Annotated in this window: 10 protein-coding genes and 2 pseudogenes; 5 read left to right on the forward strand and 7 right to left on the reverse strand. The window is 40.8% G+C overall.

The window, feature by feature from the left end; genetic code table 11:
* Positions 1 to 34: 34 nt before the first annotated feature.
* Positions 35 to 1,202: pseudogene (locus D1367_RS13770) on the forward strand (EcsC family protein).
* 138 nt (positions 1,203 to 1,340) lie between these two features.
* Here the strand turns inward: D1367_RS13770 and D1367_RS13775 are convergent.
* From D1367_RS13775 to D1367_RS30825, 3 genes and pseudogenes are all read right to left on the reverse strand, one after another.
* On the reverse strand, positions 1,341 to 1,526 hold the full coding sequence (locus D1367_RS13775) for a hypothetical protein (protein WP_118166954.1): 186 nt from the start codon (positions 1,524 to 1,526) through the stop codon (positions 1,341 to 1,343).
* Positions 1,527 to 1,531: 5 nt separating this feature from the next.
* Positions 1,532 to 1,750, reverse strand: a pseudogene (locus D1367_RS13780) (type II toxin-antitoxin system RelE/ParE family toxin); the annotation flags it as partial.
* Between the two features lie 153 nt (positions 1,751 to 1,903).
* Positions 1,904 to 2,092: a hypothetical protein gene (locus tag D1367_RS30825; RefSeq protein WP_152590095.1), complete on the reverse strand. Its 189-nt coding sequence runs from the start codon at positions 2,090 to 2,092 to the stop codon at positions 1,904 to 1,906.
* Positions 2,093 to 2,143: 51 nt separating this feature from the next.
* Here D1367_RS30825 and D1367_RS13790 point away from each other — a divergent pair, with 51 nt between their 5' ends.
* From D1367_RS13790 to fabD, 4 genes are all read left to right on the forward strand, one after another.
* Positions 2,144 to 3,619 carry a leucyl aminopeptidase gene (locus tag D1367_RS13790; protein WP_118166957.1) on the forward strand — a complete coding sequence of 492 codons (1,476 nt, stop codon included), beginning with the start codon at positions 2,144 to 2,146 and terminating at the stop codon, positions 3,617 to 3,619.
* A 384-nt stretch (positions 3,620 to 4,003) separates the two neighbouring features.
* The gene (plsX, locus tag D1367_RS13795; RefSeq protein WP_118166958.1) at positions 4,004 to 5,026 is read left to right on the forward strand and encodes a phosphate acyltransferase PlsX; all 1,023 of its coding nucleotides are present in this window, start codon (positions 4,004 to 4,006) and stop codon (positions 5,024 to 5,026) included.
* 163 nt (positions 5,027 to 5,189) lie between these two features.
* Positions 5,190 to 6,182, forward strand: coding sequence for a beta-ketoacyl-ACP synthase 3 (locus D1367_RS13800; RefSeq protein ID WP_118166959.1), 993 nt, complete (start codon positions 5,190 to 5,192; stop codon positions 6,180 to 6,182).
* A gap of 319 nt (positions 6,183 to 6,501) precedes the next feature.
* Entirely contained in the window at positions 6,502 to 7,383 is an 882-nt protein-coding gene (gene fabD / locus D1367_RS13805) for an ACP S-malonyltransferase (RefSeq protein ID WP_118166960.1), read from the forward strand.
* A 4-nt stretch (positions 7,384 to 7,387) separates the two neighbouring features.
* On the opposite strand, the gene D1367_RS30830 is transcribed toward fabD, so the two are convergent.
* The 4 genes from D1367_RS30830 to D1367_RS13820 all read right to left on the reverse strand — a co-directional run bounded on the left by D1367_RS30830 (position 7,388) and on the right by D1367_RS13820 (position 21,272).
* Positions 7,388 to 7,525: a hypothetical protein gene (locus tag D1367_RS30830; RefSeq protein ID WP_181985178.1), complete on the reverse strand. Its 138-nt coding sequence runs from the start codon at positions 7,523 to 7,525 to the stop codon at positions 7,388 to 7,390.
* Between the two features lie 45 nt (positions 7,526 to 7,570).
* Entirely contained in the window at positions 7,571 to 9,904 is a 2,334-nt protein-coding gene (locus D1367_RS13810) for a sensor histidine kinase (RefSeq protein WP_228674890.1), read from the reverse strand.
* A 25-nt stretch (positions 9,905 to 9,929) separates the two neighbouring features.
* Positions 9,930 to 15,749 carry an AAA family ATPase gene (locus D1367_RS13815; RefSeq protein WP_118166961.1) on the reverse strand — a complete coding sequence of 1,940 codons (5,820 nt, stop codon included), beginning with the start codon at positions 15,747 to 15,749 and terminating at the stop codon, positions 9,930 to 9,932.
* A 75-nt stretch (positions 15,750 to 15,824) separates the two neighbouring features.
* Positions 15,825 to 21,272: an ATP-binding sensor histidine kinase gene (locus tag D1367_RS13820; RefSeq protein ID WP_118166962.1), complete on the reverse strand. Its 5,448-nt coding sequence runs from the start codon at positions 21,270 to 21,272 to the stop codon at positions 15,825 to 15,827.
* Positions 21,273 to 21,281 lie beyond the last annotated feature (9 nt).

Here is a 21,281-nt window from a genome sequence, read left to right on the forward strand (position 1 = left end):
TAAAGAGAGAGGCTTTACAGGATGGTGTCAAGCAATGACAGACAAACCCCAAGAAATACAGGTGAATAAATCAGTTAATTCACCCAGAGAAACTTCAGAAGTAAAAATACAGGCTCAATCATCAGTAGAGAATGAACCATCTATAGTAGAGTATTTTATTAAAACTGTTGCTGAGACTGGCAAAGCAGTTTTAGACACAGCAGTAGTTGTGGGAGAAGCAACAGCGAAAGAAACACACAAGTTTATTGAGCAAACAACTCAAACTAGCGGTCAAGTTGTGAATCGCCTGAGTGAAAATTGGCTAATTAGAAAACTATCTGGAGTATTAAATTTAAATTGGCTAATTGGTACTACTGACGCTGTTGATTTGGAAAAAGCAGAAGTTGCGGTAAAGAAGCTCAAGCAACAGTATCCAAATGAATCAGCTAGCCAAATTGCTCACCGAATCATGGTAGAAAAAGCAACTCAAGCAGGCACAGTTGGATTAGCAACAAGTGTTTTACCAGGAATAGCAGTTGCATTGTTGGCAATTGATTTAACAGCCACAACCAAAATACAGTCAGAAATGCTTTATCAAATTGCATCTGTCTACGGGCTAGATTTAAAAGATCCTGCGCGTAAAGGTGAAATTTTGGCAATTTTTGGTCTAGGCTTGGGTGGAGGCCGTCTATTGAAAGCTGCGGGATTAGGCTTGCTGCGAAATATACCCTTGGCGGGTGCGGTAATAGGAGCTAGTTCCAATGCGACGATGATTTATTCATTAGGGTATAGTGCTTGTCGATTTTACGAAGCCAAGCTAGATGAATCAACTTCGCTCTCATCGCCACAGACACTAGCAACATTAAAAGCAGAGAGTGAAAAATATCTAGAAACTGCGAATCGCTCAACAAGCCGTCATGGATCAAATTTTAGTTCACATGATCCTTGCTAGTCATCCAGAAAAGACTTGGAAAGAAATTTTGCCAGAATTACAAACTCTAAACCTCACTCCTAACTCCTTGGATGCAATTGCCCAAAATATCAAATCGCCTAAGCCTTTAGATATACTGCTCAATCAGCTAAATCGTGATTTTGCCATACCCTTGCTAGCTCAGTGTGAAAAAATTGCCCAGCTTGACAATAAGACTACACCAGTTGAGCAAGAAATAATTAGTGCGATCGCTAGCAAATTTGATATTGACAAAAACGCAATTGGGGCATAAGGCATTAGACAGAGGAGGTAAAAAAGTGGAGTTATGAGCGCAGTTCACTAGTATCAGACACAAAACTAGCCATTTTTAATAACTTTAAAGCCTGCCAAACTCCAACGGCTTGGCAGGCTTTTCTAGTGTTTTACTAAGTTAATGTTCTATCATTAATTTTTTTCCAAATATAACTACCTCTCTTTTTTTAAACCTTTTCCTTTTATCTAATCTAAGTTTTTGTCTAGTTAATTCCTGAGCTATTAATTCCTGAGCGCGGCTTTCAATTTTTATTTGGTTTTCTATTGGCTGTTCTTTAATTTTTTCTCTTAGGCTTTTGCCCATTCTTCTTACCCTTCTTCTTTTAGTTTTTTAAGATGGCTCTTGTACCGTGCATCAGCCTTTTGAATTAAGTGTTTATAAAAAAGTTTTTGGCTAACGCCAGATTTGTCACCTGCTACCAATAAAATGGCTTGCCTCAATGGGTCAAAAGCAAACGCCACACGCCAAACACCACCAAAAGCTGAGAATCGTAGCTCTTTCATGTTTCCGTAGTTCGACCCTTTGAGGTTAAAACTTCATACATTTTCAAGCGTATTATCGATTGACACCAAATCTATGTGAGCCTGCATAAGTAGGTCGGCGAGAAAAAACCAAACTATGTAACGAAAAGTAAAATATCTGTATTTGGCTCGTAGTTGCGCTTTAGCGCTAAACCGCAACTACAAACCAGTGATGATTATTTGCGCCGACTTACTTAGAATAATTCCCTTGTCTGGTATGGAGTTGACGTTTGTTTTCTTCTGTGCGACTTCATAGAGAATTGGTATGACACTCTCAGCGCTAACATTATAGCTGCTGGCCCCTGCTGCCTCATCTTTGCCATCCCCACTCCCCTCAGCCTGAAACAAGAATTTTGAGCAATACTGGTACAAGAAGGAATATTTACACAAAATCCCAACATGACAATTCAACCTAGTGATAAGCCTTTGCTAGAGTGGGCAGGCGATAGTTTGGCAATTGGATTATTTGAAGATGCAGTAGAGTTAACTGGAGAATTGGCAACTTTAGATCAAAAGTTTTCCGGGGTATTAAAAGAACTAATTGCTGAAGAAGAATTTAAAGGTAAAGCCAACAGTACCATCTTCACTCGTGTGAATCCTGGTAGCCCAGTACGGAAATTGATTTTGGTAGGCTTAGGTAAACCAGATGCACTAAAACTCGACACTTTGCGACGCGCTGCTGCTGCCGTAGCCAGAGTGGCAAAAAAGCAAAAAAGCAAAATTCTGGGATTTAGTTTCCCATTGTGGAATAACGATCCAGCCGCAAGTGCCCAAGCGATCGCAGAAGGTGTAGAATTAGCCCTTTACCAAGATATTCGCTTTAAATCAGAACCGGAAGATAAAGGTTCACAAATAGAAACCGTAGATTTACTAGGATTTGGTGGACAAGAAGCAGCCATCACCCGCGCCAATCAAATAGTGTCAGGGGTAAACTTGGCACGGGAGTTAGTAGCAGCACCAGCTAACGCAGTAACACCAATTACTATGGCAGAAACTGCTCAAGCGATCGCTAAAGACTACGGTTTACAAGTAAAAATTCTGGAAAGAGAAGACTGTGAAAAGTTGGGTATGGGTGCTTTTTTGGGAGTAGCGCAAGCTTCCGAGTTGCCACCTAAATTTATTCACCTGACTTACAAGCCAGAAGGTACACCCAAAAGGAAATTAGCAATTATTGGTAAAGGTGTAACCTTCGATTCCGGTGGACTCAACATTAAAGGTGCAGGTAGCGGCATCGAAACCATGAAAATGGATATGGGCGGTGCAGCTGCTATCTTGGGCGCGGCAAAAGCAATTGCTCAAATTAAGCCAGATGTTGAGGTTCACTTCATCTCGGCGGTGGCTGAAAACATGATTAGCGGTCGCGCCATGCACCCTGGAGACATTCTTACAGCATCAAACGGCAAAACAATCGAAGTTAACAACACCGATGCTGAAGGGCGTTTAACCCTAGCAGATGCCTTGGTGTATGCCGACAAATTGGGATTAGATGCGATCGTGGATTTAGCCACCCTCACCGGTGCTAACGTCGTTGCCTTGGGTGATGATATTGCTGGCTTATACACTCCCGACGATGGTGTAGCTTCCCAGATCGAAAAAGCTGCCCAAACTTCAGGAGAAAAGATTTGGCGGATGCCAATGGAAGAAAAATATTTTGAAGGGCTAAAGTCTGGGATTGCGGACATGAAAAATACTGGCCCGCGTCCAGGTGGTGCCATTACTGCTGCCCTTTTCCTCAAGGAATTTGTCAAAGAAACCCCTTGGGCGCACATAGATATTGCTGGGCCTGTGTGGGCAGATAAAGAAAATGGCTACAACGGCGCAGGGGCAACCGGCTACGGCGTTCGGACGCTAGTTAATTGGGTAGAAGGGGAGTAGGGAGTAGAGGAGGCAAGGGAGCAGGGAGCAGGGGGGAGAATGAAACCAATTCGCAATTCGCAATTCGCAATTCGCAATTGAATCAAGCCCGACACTAGGGGTGGGGTTTCTACCTACCTTGGGATACAACGACTGTTTCGCGCCACTTGCGGGCGAGGTTTTAAACCTTCACTTTTCTTATAAAAAATTACCTCTTTCCCCTCTGCTCCCAGCTAAGAGACCCTCTGCCTCTTCTCCATGCCCAATGCCCAAATTCGTGCTATCTTGAGCTTGCCAGCAAAAATTGTTGCAATAGTAACAGAAATAATTTGGCGGTCAGAAAGTTAAGCTTTTTCGGGCTTTGCCATCTGGTAAAATTTGTAAGGTTTCTAGAAACTGTCAGCAATGGGATCGACTCGCGTAAGGATCGCAATTGACGCAATGGGGGGGGATCACGCACCCGGTGAAATCGTTGCTGGCGCATTGCGAGCAAGGGAAGAATTGGGTGTAGATATATTACTAGTTGGTGATCCTCAACAAATAGAAGCTGCCTTGCCGCCAAAAACGAATTTAGGGCAGGTGGAGATCGTGACTGCACAGGAAGCGATCGCTATGGATGAGGAGCCTTTAAATGCAGTTAGACGCAAACGCAAGGCTTCTATCAATGTGGCGATGGATTTAGTCAAGCAGCAAAAAGCAGATGCCGTATTTTCTGCTGGCCACTCTGGGGCAGCTATGGCATCTGCTTTGCTGCGCTTAGGACGATTGCCGGGAATTGACCGCCCAGCCATAGGGACTGTTTTTCCCACAATTATTGCTGGTAAGCCAGTGTTAGTACTTGATGTCGGCGCAAATGTAGATTGCCGTCCGAAGTTTTTAGAGCAGTTTGCCGTCATGGGATCGGCTTACAGTCAATATGTCTTAGGTACAAATGAACCTAAGGTGGGTTTGTTGAATATCGGTGAAGAAGAGTCTAAGGGCAATGATGCAGCCGTCCGCGCCCACCAAATGCTCCGCGAAAATTCTCAAATTAATTTTATTGGCAATGCCGAAGGACGTGATGTGCTTTCCGGTCGCTTTGATGTGATTGTCTGTGACGGTTTTGTGGGCAATGTATTATTAAAATTTGCCGAAGCAGTCGGAGAAGTAATTCTGCAAATTCTGCGGGAAGAATTACCCCAAGGATTACACGGCCAAATCGGTTCAGCACTCTTAAAACCCAATCTGAAGCGGATTAAGCAGCGAATGGATCACGCAGAACACGGCGGCGCTTTGCTGTTAGGCGTGGCAGGTGTCTGTTTTATCGGTCACGGTAGCTCACAAGCTCCTTCAATTTTTAATGCAATTCGCATGGCAAAAGAAGCTGTTGACAACCAGGTGATACAACGAATTCAGTCCCAATATATCCTAGAGCGCGAGAGCGGTTAGTCATTAGTCATTGGTCATTAGTCATTAGTCATTGGTCATTAGTCATTAGTCATTTGCAATTGGACTTTGGACAACTGGCAAAGGACAAATGACAAAGGACAAAAGACAAAGGACAAAAGACAAAAGACAAAGGACAAAAAGCTGATAGCTTGGGAGATTAGGAGTGCAAAACTTAGGCGTAGCAATTACCGGAAGTGGCTCGGCAGTACCTGCAACTTCCCTACACAATCAGACATTGAGTGAAGTAGTTGAAACATCAGATGAGTGGATTGCCACGAGAACCGGAATTCGTCAACGGCGATTAGCGCTGCCATCTGAGTCCTTGAGTGTGCTAGCTACTGCCGCCAGCCGTAATGCGATCGCAGCTTCGGGAATTAAACCAGAAGACCTAGATTTAATTCTGCTAGCGACTTCCACCCCTGATGATTTGTTTGGTAGTGCTTGTCAAGTACAGGCGCAATTGGGAGCCACTAACGCAGTAGCCTTTGACTTAACAGCAGCCTGCTCTGGCTTCGTGTTTGGTCTGGTTACAGCAGCCCAATACATTAGAACAGGTGTATATAAAAATGTATTGTTGATAGGGGCAGATATCCTGTCTCGGTGGGTAGATTGGGAAGATCGGCGCACTTGTGTATTGTTTGGTGATGGTGCAGGGGCTGTAGTATTACAAGCTGACAAAAGCGATCGCTTATTAGGATTTGCCCTTAAAAGTGATGGTACTCAAAACCATCACCTCAACCTTGCTTATGCAAGCACTTCCCAAGAACTCCTCCCCAATGTAAATATCACTAAAGGCACTTACCAACCGATTACTATGAACGGCAAAGAAGTCTACCGCTTTGCTGTGCAGAAAGTGCCGGAAATCATTGATAAAGCCTTATTTCAAGCCAATCTCAGTGTTGACAAAATAGATTGGCTGCTATTGCACCAAGCCAATCAGCGAATTATTGATGCTGTTGCCCAACGCTTGAATGTCCCAGAACATAAAGTTATAAGTAATCTCGCCCAGTACGGCAATACCTCCGCAGCTTCCATTCCCTTAGCTTTAGATGAAGCAGTGCGGGAAGGTAAAATAAAACCCAATGACATTATTGCTGCATCCGGCTTTGGTGCCGGTCTTACCTGGGGTGCGGCAATTTTCCAATGGGGAAGGTGAAGAAGAGTTAGGAGTTAGGAGTTAGGAGTTAGGAGTTAGGAGTTAGGAGTTAAGAGTTAGGAGTTAGGAGTTAAGAGTTAGGAGTTAGGAGTTAAGAGTTAGGAGTTAGGAGTTAAGAGTTAAGAGTTAAGAGTTTTTATTTCTTACTCCTCACTCCTCCCTCATAACTTGTAACTCCTCACTCCTAACTCCTCACTCCTCACTCCTCACTCCTCACTCCTCACTCCTCACTCATAACTTGTAACTCCTCACTCCTCACTTCTAACTCCTAACTCCTCACTCCTAACTCCTAACTTTTCACTTTTCTGACTATTGACAAATGACAAAAACTGCATGGGTGTTTCCCGGACAAGGTTCCCAAGCGCTGGGAATGGGAATGGATTTATTAGATATACCATCGGCTAAAGATAAGCTTGCCCAAGCTGAGGAGATTTTGGGCTGGTCTATAACCGAAACCTGTAAAAAGGAAGAAGAAAAGTTATCACAGACGCTATACACTCAGCCAAGTCTTTATGTTGTTGAAAGCATTCTTGCTGACCTGCTTCGGGAACGAGGACACAAGCCAGATTTAGTTGCTGGTCACAGTTTGGGAGAATATACTGCCCTTTATATAGCGGGTGTCTTTGAGTGGTCGGTTGGTTTATATCTAGTAAAGCGCCGTGCAGAACTCATGGATAGTGCCGTCGGTGGGATGATGGCGGCTTTGATGAACTTTGATTGCGAACAGTTAGAAAAAGTCATTGCTCAAATGCCTGATGTGGTAATAGCAAATGATAATAGTTCGGCCCAGGTGGTAATTTCAGGCACGACTGAAGCTGTACAAGCGGTAATGACTCAAGTTAAAGCAAAGCGGGCTATTCCTTTAAAAGTTTCTGGAGCATTTCATTCACATTTAATAGCACCAGCAGCTGCGGAATTTCAAGATATTCTAGAATCTGTGGAATTTCAGCCAGCTACTGTGCCAGTGTTGTCTAATGTAGAACCAATTGCGTCTATTGATGCCGAGATTTTAAAGCAGCGTCTGAATAAACAAATGACTGGTTCTGTAAGATGGCGAGAAATTTGTCTGCAATTACCAGCCAACGGCATTCAGCAAGTAATAGAAATTGGCCCTGGTAAAGTGCTAACTGGTTTAATTAAACGTAGTAGCCCTGACTTAATATTAAAAAATATCCAGAGTGCTGCTGATTTGCCTGATTAATTCTTTATGCGATGAGTGATGAGTGATGACTGATGAGTGATGACTGATGAGTGATGAGTGATGAGTGATGAGTGATGACTGATGACTGATGACTGATAACTGATGACTGATGACTGATGACTGAAAAGCCTTCAACAGTCAACAGTCAACAGTTAACGACATCGTGTTTATATAGTTTAGACGCGCATCAGCTTATTAAGTTAGCTTTTATCGGTAGGGTTACGACAAATTCTGTGCCCAATCCTTGTGTGGAATTACAATCAAGTTTACCTTGATGCAGTTCAGTCACAATTTGATAGCTGATAGATAAACCTAATCCAGATCCTTTACCCACATTTTTAGTTGTGAAAAAGGGGTCAAATAATCTTTTTATAATTGTGTCTGGAACTCCAATACCATTATCTGCGATCGCAATCATAATTTGCTTTTCAGATACTAACTGAGTCTGAATCCAAATTGTGTTGGGATGTGAAGCAATTTCTGTAGGTGGGCGCTGCTGATTTGCATCTTCTAACGCATCAATCGCATTAGACAGAATATTCATAAATACCTGATTGAGTTGGCCGGGGTAACAGATCACCGGAGGCAAGTTACCATAGTTTTTTACCACTTCTATTACTGGACGCTGCGGTTGAGCTTTCAAACGATGTTGCAAAATTAATAACGCACTATCAATGCCCTGATGAATATCAACCGCCTTAAATTCAGCTTCATCTAAACGGGAGAAATTGCGAAGTGATAACACAATTTCACAAATGCGATTGGTGCCAACTTCCATCGAAGACAGCATTTTGGGCAGATCATCTCGAATAAATTCCAGATCCAATTTTTTAGCCTCAGCTTGAATTTCAGCGACTGGATTGGGATAGTGATACTGATAAAGCTGAATAAATTCTAATAAATCTTGAGCATAATTTTGTACATAGGTGAGGTTGCCGTGAATAAAGCTAACAGGATTATTGATCTCATGTGCCACACCTGCCACCAGTTGCCCCAAGGCTGACATTTTTTCACTCTGGATCATCTGGGCTTGAGTCCGACGTAGTTCTTCAAGTGTCTTTTGTAATGTTGTTGTCCGCTCCTCAACCCTTAGCTCTAACGCATTATTTACCTGTTCAAGTTCGATGAAAGAAGTCTTTAACTGACTTGCCATACTGTTAAAAGAACTAGCAAGTCCTCCCAGTTCATCCTGTCGCGTAGTATCGAGATCGATCGCAAAATCACCGTTAGCAAGTTGGTTACTAGCGGCGGTTAATTTCTGGAGGGGTTTAGCGATTTCTTGTTGCAGCACCGACAAGAGCAACAACACTTCAACCAGCAGCGCTACTGCACCAGATATTAAGATAAATTGAGCCGTATCCCATGCTGCCCCCGATAGCAGTGATTTCGGATAGACTGTGACAAAATACCAGTCTGGGCCTTGTAAGCGAGTCACTGCTAAGTATTCACGATCTTGGCTATTTTCAAGGATGTGGGTTTTGGGTTTAGCGGTTGTCACTAGCTGAAAAATACGGTTGAGATGGGGATCGTTAATTGCATTGATTTTGAGTTGACCCTGAGCTTGCTGAATTTCCGCAGTCCGGTGGGGGTGGGCAATTAAACGACCGTCTGAGCGAAAAATTAGATTGTAAGTGCCCGGTAATTGATCCTGGATCGTATGCTCCATCAGTTGGGTTAAGACCACATCATGTCCCACAATACCCAGGAAGCGATCGCCCTCATAGATAGGTACAATTGCTGAAACCATCCAGAGCTTAACACTTGGATCAAGATAAACACCTGTCCATTTCGGCGATCGAGACGGGTTATGTTGAGGATCGGCAATATAGAAATATTCCTCTTTTGGATGATAGAGATCGGACGGTGACTGCAACGCGAACGGCACCCCTTTCCAGTAGCAAACCGATACATTTTCTGGTGTAATAAAATAGGTATCGACAAACCGATTAGACCAAGCAGATCCGTAGGCACTAATTAGTGTGTTAGCCCTGAACAGGCGTTGCTGTAGTTCTTCAGTAATTTGCACATTTCGACCAATGAATGATCCCGCATATCGAGTCGAATCAAAGTCTTTGATCTGTCGATTTTGAGGAAAATTGCGTCGGGTACCATCGTTCCAGGAAAAATACTGCCGCTCAAATTCAGCCTGGAAATCAATATTAGTGGGTTGTTTGAATTCCAGCAAAAGCCGATCGCCAAGCAAAGCGAGGTTATCCTGTGCAAGTTTAAAGATGCTGCTTTCTCGCTCTCCCCGTGCGCTGATGTACTTTTCTAGCTGCGTTTGGGTCTGGGTTTCCAAACGAGACATGACATGGATATAGCTCACCCCAGCAGACACGAGTACTACCCCCATTACTCGCAGTGCCATATTAATTAATGTTTTCTGGGTAAGTGAGGTGGGGCGATTCTTAACAACATGGACAGACTTCAAAGGCCACTGTTTGTTAAGGATTTGTCTAAATTGGGTAAGCATGGAATGGCTGAAATAAGTATTTAGACTGAAGATTTCCAGAAAATTCATGTCGATATGCAGACGTAGGTATATATTAGATTGGTAAGTAGATCACAAATTCAGTACCTTCACCTGGTCTAGAATCTACCTCGATCGCTCCTCCATGTTTTTCTACAACGATTTGACGAGCGATCGCTAACCCCAATCCTGTCCCTTTTCCCACACCTTTTGTAGTAAACAAGTAGTCAAAAATCTTTTGTTTGACTTCTTCATTCATCCCTTTGCCATTATCAGCAATAGCAATTTTTACGCCTTCATTTACCAAAGAGGTTTTAATTGTAATTCGGTTGGCATTGGACTTAATTTCCTCAAAACTCCTTCCTACATTTGATTCATCCAGCGCATCAATAGCATTTGCCAAAATATTCATAAATACCTGATTCAATTGCCCAGAGAAGCATTCAATTTTGGGCAAGTTTGCATAATAAGTTATCACTTCAATTGCTGGACGTTGTTCGTTTTCTTTGAGGCGATGTTTGAGAATTAAAATTGTACTGTCGATACCTTCGTGGATATTAAACGGTACTTTATAATCTTTATCAGCACGAGAAAAAGTTCTTAAACTAGTGCTGATATTTTTGAGGCGATCGCACGCCATCACCATTGAATCAATAATTTTTGGTAAGTCTTCTAAGGTATAATCTAAATCAATCTCTTCGGCATGTACTTTGATTTCATCATTGGGATTTGAGAGATTTGTTTGATATAGTTTTAAGTGTTTAACAATATCAGCAATCGTGGGTTTAGCTTGTTTGAGGCTAGCAGCAATAAAGCCTAAAGGATTATTCATTTCATGGGCTACCCCAGCAACTAAATTACCCAATGCTGACATTTTTTCACTCTGAACAATTTTTAATTGCGCTTGTTGTAAATCTCCTAACGCTGTTCCGAGTGCTTGAGATTTTTCTGTTACCGCTTCTTCAGCTTGTTTGCGATCGCTAATATTAATAGTTGTCCCAACTACGCGATAAACTTTGCCCGTCTCATCTTTTAATGGACTGAGTGTGGTTAACCACCAAATTTTCTGCTCATTAAATGTTAGACATTCTTCATGGGTGAGGGCTATTCCGCTTTGAAAACAATCCAGATACTTTTGCTCGACTGCTGCACCTTCACCTGGAGCCATTACTTCTTGCGGAGTTTTACCCAGCACTTGGGAAGCAGGTATAGCAAGCGCTAATTCGCACGATTTACTCCATCCTGTGTACTCAAATCTACCATTATCCCGAATATCGACCACAAAAATGAGACAGCCAACACCTTCGTAAATACTATTTAAGAACTTTCCGCGCTCCTGGAGATGATTATATAATTGGGCATTTTCCAAAGAAATGGCAGCTTGAGTGCAGAGAAAATTTATAATAGAAAGGCGATCGCTCGTAAATACCCCTTGCGTCAGTCGATTTTCTAAATAAAGAATCCCCACTAAACGCCCTTGATTAATAATCGGAGTACATAATACACTCTGGGGTTGTGAGGAGTGCATATATTCCCCAATTAACCCAATAATATGTGTTGTGCAATTGTCTATAACAACTGTTTGCTTGGTATTTTTGACGTAATTGATAATATTTACGGGAATATCTTGACAATTGTCTAGTGATTGTGGTTCAAGAATGGTTTGGATATGAATCTGGGAATTTAAGGTAATTGCCCTAACTTGCCAAGTATCTTCATAGGGAAGAATTAGTGCAGCTTTTTTCGCGCCGGAGTTTTCGAGGATAATGCGGGTGAGGCTGGCAACAAGTTGATCTAATTCTAGAGAACTGGAGATAGCTTGAGCCGCTTTGAGAACTGAAGTAAAATCTAGTGCATCAGAAATACTGGTGCTGCCAGTGCTAGAAGTGCGAGTGGAAGAAGAAGTGCCACGAAAGCTAATAGTTTCGTCGTGTTTGAAGTTGATTCGTTGCTGTTGCAGAATGGATTGGAGTAGTTGGGGATAGCGTTTTTCTAAATCCTCCACTTTGGCTTTTGCGCCCCAACGAGCGTAGCAGTAGTATGCTTCTTGCATATATGCTTGGGCGACTTTTTCTTTATCCCAGCCGAGATAGAATTTGGCTGCTAATTCGTTGCTAAGTGCTTCTTCTTGGATGTAGCCGTTGGCTTTGGCAAGAGTTATGGCGCGATCGTAATATTCCATCGCTTTGAGCTTGTCTCCCATTACCCGCGCTATTTCTGCCTCAACTAAGTCATACTTGTGCTGAAAATTAACAGGAGCATAGCCAGCCCAATAATGCATGAGTTTTTGGTTGCTAACTACCTGATTTAGCCAAAATTCTTGCTGATCCTGTTGGCGATCGCAGCTAGAATACTTTGCAAGTAAGCACAAAGAGTAGTAAAAGTTATGTCCCACAACTAAGAGTAGACCAAAAGCTCCATCCATATATTCGGTGGCTTTTTCTGCATTGGTTGCAGCCTGTTCATACTGATCAAAGGTATAAAGGATAGCTATTTTGGCAAGATAGATGGCAAATAGTGACTGATGATTGTGAGTGTTGTGAAGATGCGACAGCATTTCTGTTTCATCAAAATCAACACCAGTCAGGTAATATTGGTGAGAGGATCGACCGAGTAGATTTAAGGTGACTTGCCTCCAAACCTGGGCATAATCAACACAATGTTTTTGTTTAAGTTTTAAAAGTAGATTAATATATTTGGTTTGCCTTTCTTCAACAGCATCTAGAGTTTCTCCAATTAAGAATAAATGCGTACATTCAGCCATCATTGAATAGCTAGCGTGTTCAATATCTCCAACTTCTAGCCCACACTGGATACTTTCTCGTATAGCTGTGAGTGTATTTCGACCATGCTCTTTGTAAGCACAGATAAAAACACCAAAAAGCATATAAATTTTTGAACTTATTTCTTTACTTTGGTATTGTTCTAGTAGCTTTAAAGCTATCTGACTTGAGTAATAAGCGGTATCGACATCTCCGATTACAGCACAAAGAAATACACTATAACTTCCATAGGCAAAAGCAGCCAAAGATGAATGTCCCTGTTCAAGACAAAGATGGAGCTTTGTTAGTGCTACTGACGGAAACATATCCGGTTTGACATGATGAACAGGAGGTGTAATGCTAATCAGCAACCGCAGTGCAGCCAGAGATTCCAGATTGGTCATTTCTGGAATATTAGCTAAGTTTGTTAAACTTGGTAGTTGAGCTAAACGATTCTCCGGTTCTACATCAGGTGAACTCAACGAAATGTTTAACTGCTCCAGTGCTTTTAACCCTGTTTCAATGGCTTTAACTTGCTGATCTTGGGCAATATAAATCTGGACTTTAAGTTCATAAGCTTTAACTCTATCCAACATCTGCGTAGTTTGCTGTAATATCAGGTCTGTAAGTTTGATAGCCTCTTCAAAGTTAGTATTTAAGTATTCTGCTTTTGCTGCATTTTCATACAGCGCTAGGGTGAGAGCGTACTGACTTTGCCAGCTATCTGCTGTTAGCAGTTCCATTCCTAGCGTTAGATATTCAATCGCAGCAGTGTAGGCAGTGGCAGTTATAGCTTTCCGTCCAGCTAACAGATTTAACTGAGCGAGTTGATCTCGTTGTGTCTGTTGAGTAATTAACTCTAACCCCAGGTTCAATTGACTAACAATTTGAAATATTTTCTCTTCTTGTTCGCTTTGAGAAATATTATTTAACAGTAGCTGACCTAGTTTTAAGTGAGTAGTCTGCTTCTGAGCTTCTGGAATTAAAGAATAAGCAGCTTGTTGAACGCGATCGTGTAAAAATTTATAGGTGGGGACTTGTACATTAAAATTAAAAGGCTTTGAATCAGAATCCTGTTCACTGTGTTGAAAGAATTTATAAACATCACCAGTAGTTAAAAGTAACCCTTCTTCCAAAGCTTTCCACAAATCAGAGGCGGTTTCAATTTCCGATGATTCTGAAACAATTGCCAAAGTTGATAAATCAAATTGATTGCCAATACAAGCAGCTAACTGCAAGATGTTTTGAGTTGATTGTGGTAGTCTTTGTAGTTGAAATGCCATAAAGGCAACAACATCATCTATAACCGCTTGAGTCGTAACTTGTGCAATGTCACATTCCCAAAAGCCTGACTCAAAGTTAAATTGAATCAGCCCATCTTGATGTAATGCTTTGATAAACTGTGTAGCAAAAAATGGATTACCTTGAGTTTTTTGAGATACAAGTAGCGAAAGAGGAAACGCTAAATCCTCAGAACATTTAAGTGTGTCAGCAATTAACTGATTCACTTGTTTTTGACTTAGTGGTGCTAATGTGATTGTATTAATCGTGACGAGTGTTTTTTCAATTTCACTCAAAGTCAACATTAACGGATGTGCTTTTTCGACTTCGTTATCACGATATGCACCAATTAATAAAAGATGTCCTGTATCAGCCATTAATAACTGTATTAACTTCAGCGATGCTGAATCTGCCCATTGTAAATCATCTAAAAACATTACTAATGGATGTTCGGCAGTGGTAAAGACTTGGGTAAACTCTTGGAATATTAAATTAAATCTAATTTGTGCTGCATTTCCTGATAATTCTGGAGGCGATGGTTGTTGACCAATAATTCTTTCTAATTCCGGGATGACTTCAATAATTACTTGTCCATTTTCACCCACAGCCGCTAATATTTTGCTTTTCCATTGCTGGATTTGGCTATCACTTTCTGTTAATAGTTGCTCCATGAAATCTCGAAATGCTTGCACCAATGCACTTAAGGGAATATTCCGTTGAAATTGATCAAATTTACCTTTGATAAAATAACCGCGTTGTCTAACAATCGGTTTATGAACTTCATTAATGACGGCGGTTTTACCAATACCAGAAAAACCAGCTACCAGCATCATTTCAGTTGCACCAAGACTAACTCGCTCAAATGCTTGGAGTAGGGTTTCTACTTCTGTTTCTCTGCCATAGAGTTTATCAGGAATAATGAAGCGATCGCACACATCTCGTTGTGCAATTAAAAAACTCTTAATTTCACCAGTTTCTTGGAGTTGAGATAAACAATTTTCTAAATCAAATTTCAGTCCCAATGCGCTTTGATAGCGATCTTGGGCATTTTTCGCCATCAATTTCATCACGATGTCACAGAGAACTTGAGGAATAGGAAAATATTCCTCACCCGCATCAAGCACCCTCTCCTTACCAATAGGGTGAGGTTTATTCATATTTGGTGGAAGCTTTGCTAAATGACAATGTACCAATTCCATCGGATCGTTTGATTGAAACGGTAATTCTCCTGTCAATAATTCGTAAAAAGTCACACCTAAAGAATAAAAGTCAGCCCGGTAGTCAATTCCTCGATTCATTCTTCCTGTTTGTTCAGGAGAAATATAACCTAGTGTCCCTTCCAACACATTAGGATTCATCAGTGTTTGAGTTTCCCGTGGTAGTAGGGATGCAATACTAAAGTCAATTAATTTAATTTGTTTGGTTTCGGGATTAATTAGAATATTGGCGGGTTTAATATCTTTATGAATAATGCGCGAGCGGTATAGTATATGTAAGGCGTTGGACAGTGCGATCGCTATCTGTAAAAACTCCGTAATATTTCGGAGGTTTTCCCCTGTTCCCCATTCTTTCAGAGAAATCCCCCCAAAGTCTTCCATCACCAACGCATAGCCATTTTGATAAGGTTCCAGGCTATAAGTTTGGATGATTAGAGGTGAGTTAAGATTTTTGGCAATGGTGTATTGATTGCGAAACTGCACCAATTCGCTAAAACTGGGATAAGGATTTTTGAGCAGTTTAATCACCACAGGTAAAGAGTCATCTCGATAACCGCGATAAACTATGGTTCTGGAACCATTGTATAGTTCTTCACTGATGCGATATCCGGGAATACTGACAAGAGTGCTATCCATACTGCTAAATCTTTAATACTTACAGATTTAGTGTTCCCAGAATCTATGAAGTTGTTTATAAACAAGAGGAAAATTTTACACCGGAATTTCAATAATAAATTCTGTACCCTCACCTAGAACAGAATTACAACTCAATTTGCCACCGTGCGTCTCTTCAACGATTTGACGAGCGATCGCTAATCCTAATCCCGTACCTTTACCTACACCTTTTGTAGTAAATAAGTGGTCAAAAATATTTTCTTTCACTGATTCACCTATCCCCTTGCCATTATCTGCGATCGCAATTTTCACGCCTTCATTTTCTAAGGAGGTTTTAATTGTAATTCGGTTGGGATTGGACTTAATTTCTTTAAAACTGCGTCCCGTATTCGATTCATCTAGCGCATCAATGGCATTTGCCAGAATATTCATAAATACCTGATTTAATTGCCCAGGAAAACATTCAATCTGGGGAAAATTACCGTAATCAGTGACTACTTCAATTTCTGGACGTTCTTCATTAGCTTTCAGACGATGTTTGAGAATTAAAATCGTGCTATCTATACCTTCGTGGATATTAAACGGTACTTTGTAATCTTTATCAGCACGAGAGAAAGTACGAAGACTGGTGCTGATGTTGCGGAGGCGATCGCACGCCATTGTCATAGAATCAATTATTTTGGGTAAGTCTGATAAACTATAATCCAAGTCAATATCTTCAGCATGGTCTTTGATTTTATCGCTGGGATTGGGTAGACTTTCTTGATATAGCTTTAAGTGTTCAACAATATCTGCAATAGTGGGTTTAGCTTGTTGGAGACTGGCAGAAATAAAGCCCAAAGGATTATTCATTTCATGAGCTACCCCTGCAACAAGATTACCCAGTGCCGACATTTTCTCACTTTGGACAACTTGTAATTGTGCTTGTTGTAAATCTTGTAATGCAATTCCTGCTTGTTGATAGAGTCGAGCATTCACTAGAGATATTGCTGCTTGAGATGAAAGAAGGTTAATTACACTGAGGCGATCGCTAGTAAAAACCCCTTGAGTTAAGCTATTTTCTAGGTAGAGAATCCCTACCATAACCCCTTGATTAATAATTGGGGCACACAACACACTCTGAGGTTGATATTCCAACATATATTTGCCAATTATCCCAGGAATATCTGTTTTACAATTGTCTATAACAATTGTTTGTTGAGTATTTTTGACATAATTGATAATTTTTACGGGAATATCTTGACAATTGTCTAGTGATTGTGAATCTAGGATAGTTTGTATTTCCTCATGCTCGATAAAGGTAATTGCTCTAACTTGCCAATTGTCCTCCTCTTGGGGAAGTACCAGTACGCATTTTTTAGCGCCGGAGTTTTCTAGGATAATGCGGGTGAGGCTAACAATTAGTTGATCTAATTCTAAAGAACCGGAGATAGCTTGAGCTGCTTTGAGGACAGAGGTAAAATCCAGAACTTGGGAAATATTGGTAGTACCAGTGCTATTCGTGCAAGTAAATGAGGAAGCGTTGCGAGAGCTAATAGTTTCTAAGGGATTGAGCTTGATTTGTTCCTCTTGCAGAATGGATTTGAGAAGTTGGGGATAGCGTTTTTCTAAGTCCAAGGTTTTGGCTTTTGCGCCCCAACGGCTATAGCAATAGTAGGCTTCATATATATAATCTCCGGCGGCTTTTTCTTTGCCCCATTTGAGGTAAAATTTAGCTGCAAGTTCATTAGCGAGGGCTTCTTCATAGCCGTAACCTTGATGTTTAGCTTGAGCAATGGCTTGTTCATAAAAATCGATTGCCTCTGCTTTTTGTCCCTTTAGCCGTGCTTTTTCTGCTTGTATTAGCAGACACTTGTGGAGAATATTTTCTGGACAGGCTATTGCCCAATTGTTTAAGCGTTCCTCTAAGGGAATCAGCGCTTGCCAATGGAACTGACGCTCTTGCTCGTCGCTAGCAATTTCAGCTAGAGATAGATGCATTAATGCTACATAAAATACGCTAGAAGGGACTTTAGCATGACTAGAAATCGTGTTTTCAATTATGCTCAGTTGGGGAATTAAATCTGAGTATGCGGCTTTGTGGTCAAATAAATAAGCATGACGAATTTTGACAGAATATAACCAAGCCAGATGATAAGGAGTATTGCCATATTTTTGTAAAAACTCAGCTTCAGTGAAGCTATCGTCATCAAAGCTAAAGGGGGTTTTTGTTAAACCAAGAAGATTGCGAATTGGTTGAATAACTCCGACTATTAAAGCATCTAAATTCTCTAAACTTTTGATGTGACGGAGAAAATCTGCATGGCCTTGAGCGATCGCATATAGTTCATCCAGATTTTTACCATAAGTGAGGCGATCTGAACCACTTTGCATCATCATAAAGCCAACAGTCAACCAATTCCCTGCTTCCATGCCATACTTGTAAGCGTTGTCATAGTATGTATCTGCTTCTCTAATTGGATGACTCCAGCTATGCACATCAGCAGCAAAGATAAAATTAGTCATTCCCCGAACATCTGCATTATCAAACTGTTCGCAAAGCTGCACCGCCATTTGTCCAAACTGATAACCTGTTCCCAAGTCTTTGAGGATGGCATTGGCAATTAAGGCATAGCCGGCATAGCTAAAGGGAGACATATCGCTGTTACCATACTGCAAAGATAAAGTAGTCATCTTGGCAAGTACAAGTAATCCTAAAGTAGGTTGACCATCAAGCCATGCAGCATAGAAGAGAATTTGTAAAATTCGCAACATTTCTGCAATACCGGCATCTGACATTTTGGGAAGATTGAGAATGGATTCAATAGTCTGTTGCTCTAAAAATCTGTTAACTATGGCAATTTCTTCGTCCAGACTTTTTTGAATCAACTCTTGTTCTTTTGGTAGTTCCCAGTCGAGTAGTTGTAAACTCTGGCGTTGCATAGCGATCGCTTCTGCATTGCGTCCCTGAAGCTGATATTGAGTCATCTGCACACGATAAATCACCGCTTTGTCTAGGGGTGTTTGAGCATGGCTGAGTGCTTCCCCATAAAGGACTTCGGCTCTGTCAAAATTACCACATAGATAAGCTGCTTCTGAGCAATCGCGGTGCAAACTGTACGTTAGTTCATAGTCAGTCTGCCAAGCGGTTGCAGGTAATAAATCAATCCCAGTAGTACAATAACTCTGGGATGCTTGATAAGCTGCCGAAAGTTTGGCCTTTTGTCCTGCTTGCAGGTTTAAGCAAGCCAGTTGTTTTTTCTGCTGATCAATGGCGATGTTGGAAAGGGAGGAATCTTCAGCGATCGCACCAAGTCCTAGATTCAGTTGGTTTACTAGGTCAAAAATTCGTTCTTGTTGCTCTTGCTGAGATAACCCTTGCAATAACAATTGACCAATCATCAAATGTGTCTTTTGTTTTTCAGCTTCTGGTATTAAAGAATAAGCTGCTTGTTGGACGCGATCGTGCAGAAATTTATATCCAATAATTTCCGAATTTTCTTTAGTGAAAGCTTGATTTTCTAACCCAACAAAAAACTTATAAACCTCACTTTGAGGTAAAATCAAACCCTCCTGTAAGGCATTCCACAAACAAACAGCCGTTTCTATTTTTGATTGTTTAGAAACAATCGCTAATGTTTCTAAATCAAACTGATTCCCGATACACGCAGCTAATTTTAAAACACTTTGAGTTGATTTTGGCAACTTTTGTAATTGCAATGCCATAAATTCAACTATATCATTTGTGAGCGATCGCTGATTTATTTGCGTAATATCGCATTGCCAACATGCTGAGTCCAAGTTAAATTCAATTAATCCATCTTGATGTAATGCTTTGAGGAACTGTGTAGCAAAAAACGGATTACCTTGAGTTTTCTGATATACCAAGCCAGAAAGAGGCCATGCCAATTTTTCTGAGCATTTAAGTGTATCAGCAACTAATTGATTTACCTGCTCTTGACTCAGTGGTGTTAAAGTAATCGTATTAATCGTGGCTGCTGTTTTTTGGATATCATTCAAAGTCAACATTAACGGGTGTGCTGGCATGACTTCGTTATCACGATAGGCACCAATTAATAAAAGATGACCTGTGTCAGCCATTAATAGCTCCATTAACTTCAGCGATGCCGAATCTGCCCATTGCAAATCATCTAAAAACATCACTAATGGATGTTCAGCAGTAGTAAAGACTTGAGTGAATTTTTGAAATAATAAATTAAATCTATTTTGGGATGCGGTTCCTGATAATTCTATTACTAGTGTTTGCTTGCCAATAATTCTTTCTAATTCGGGAATTACTTCAATAATTACCTGTCCATTGTCATCTAAAGCTTCTAATATTTTGCTTTTCCATAGCTGAATTTGAATATCACTTTCTGTTAATAATTGCCCAATTAAATTTCGGAATGCTTGCACAAAGGCACTGAAAGGAATATTCCGTTGAAATTGGTCAAACTTGCCTTTGATAAAATAACCGCGTTGGCGCACAATCGGTTTATGAACTTCGTTAACAACCGCCGTTTTTCCAATTCCAGAAAAACCAGCTACCAGCATCATTTCAGTTGCACCCAAGCTAACTCTTTCAAATGCTTGCAGTAGGGTTTCTACTTCTGTCTCTCTTCCATATAGTTTATCAGGGATAATAAAGCGATCGCACACATCCCGTTGAGCAATTGCAAAACTCTCAATTTTGCCAGTTTCTTTTAGTTGACGTAAACAATTTTCTAAATCAAATTTCAGCCCTAATGCACTTTGATAGCGGTCTTCGGCATTTTTTGCCATCAATTTGATCACAATGTCACAAAGAACTTGGGGAATTAGTTCTGGGTTTTTTAATTGGGAATTTTCAATTTTGAATTTGTCTGGTTGTTTAGCAATATGACAATGGACTAACTCCATCAAATCATTTGATTTAAAGGGTAATTCACCAGTTAGTAATTCATAAAAAGTAATACCTAAAGAATAAAAATCAGAGCGATAGTCAATCCCCCGATTCATTCTGCCTGTTTGTTCTGGGGAAATATAAGCGAGTGTCCCTTCTAACACATTGGGACTGATGAGCGTTTGAGTTTCTCGTGGTAGTAAAGATGCGATACTAAAGTCAATTAATTTAACTTGTTTGGTTTGTGGATTAATTAAAATATTGGCGGGTTTGATATCTTTATGAATAATCCGCTCGCGGTAGAGTATATCTAAGGTATTGCACAGTGCGATCGCAATTGGTAAAAACTCTTGTAGAGACGCGATATATTGCGTCTGGTCAGAGGTGAAATAATCTTTAAGAGAAATCCCGCCAAAATCTTCCATTACCAACGCATAGCCATTTTGGTAGGGTTCGAGGCTATAGGTTTCGATGATTAGAGGTGAGTTAAGATTTTTGGCAATGGTGTACTGATTGCGAAATTGCACCAGTTCGCTAAAGCTTGGATAAGGATTTTTCAGGAATTTAATCACTACAGGCAATGAGTCAGCCTCTCGATACCCCCGATAAACTAGAGTTCTTGAACCGTTGTAGAGTTCTTCACCGATGCGATATCCAGGAATACTGACAATAGTGTTAAGCATATTGCTAAA

Origin of the sequence: Nostoc sphaeroides (genome assembly GCF_003443655.1) — a bacterium.
GTDB classification, from domain to species: domain Bacteria; phylum Cyanobacteriota; class Cyanobacteriia; order Cyanobacteriales; family Nostocaceae; genus Nostoc; species Nostoc sphaeroides.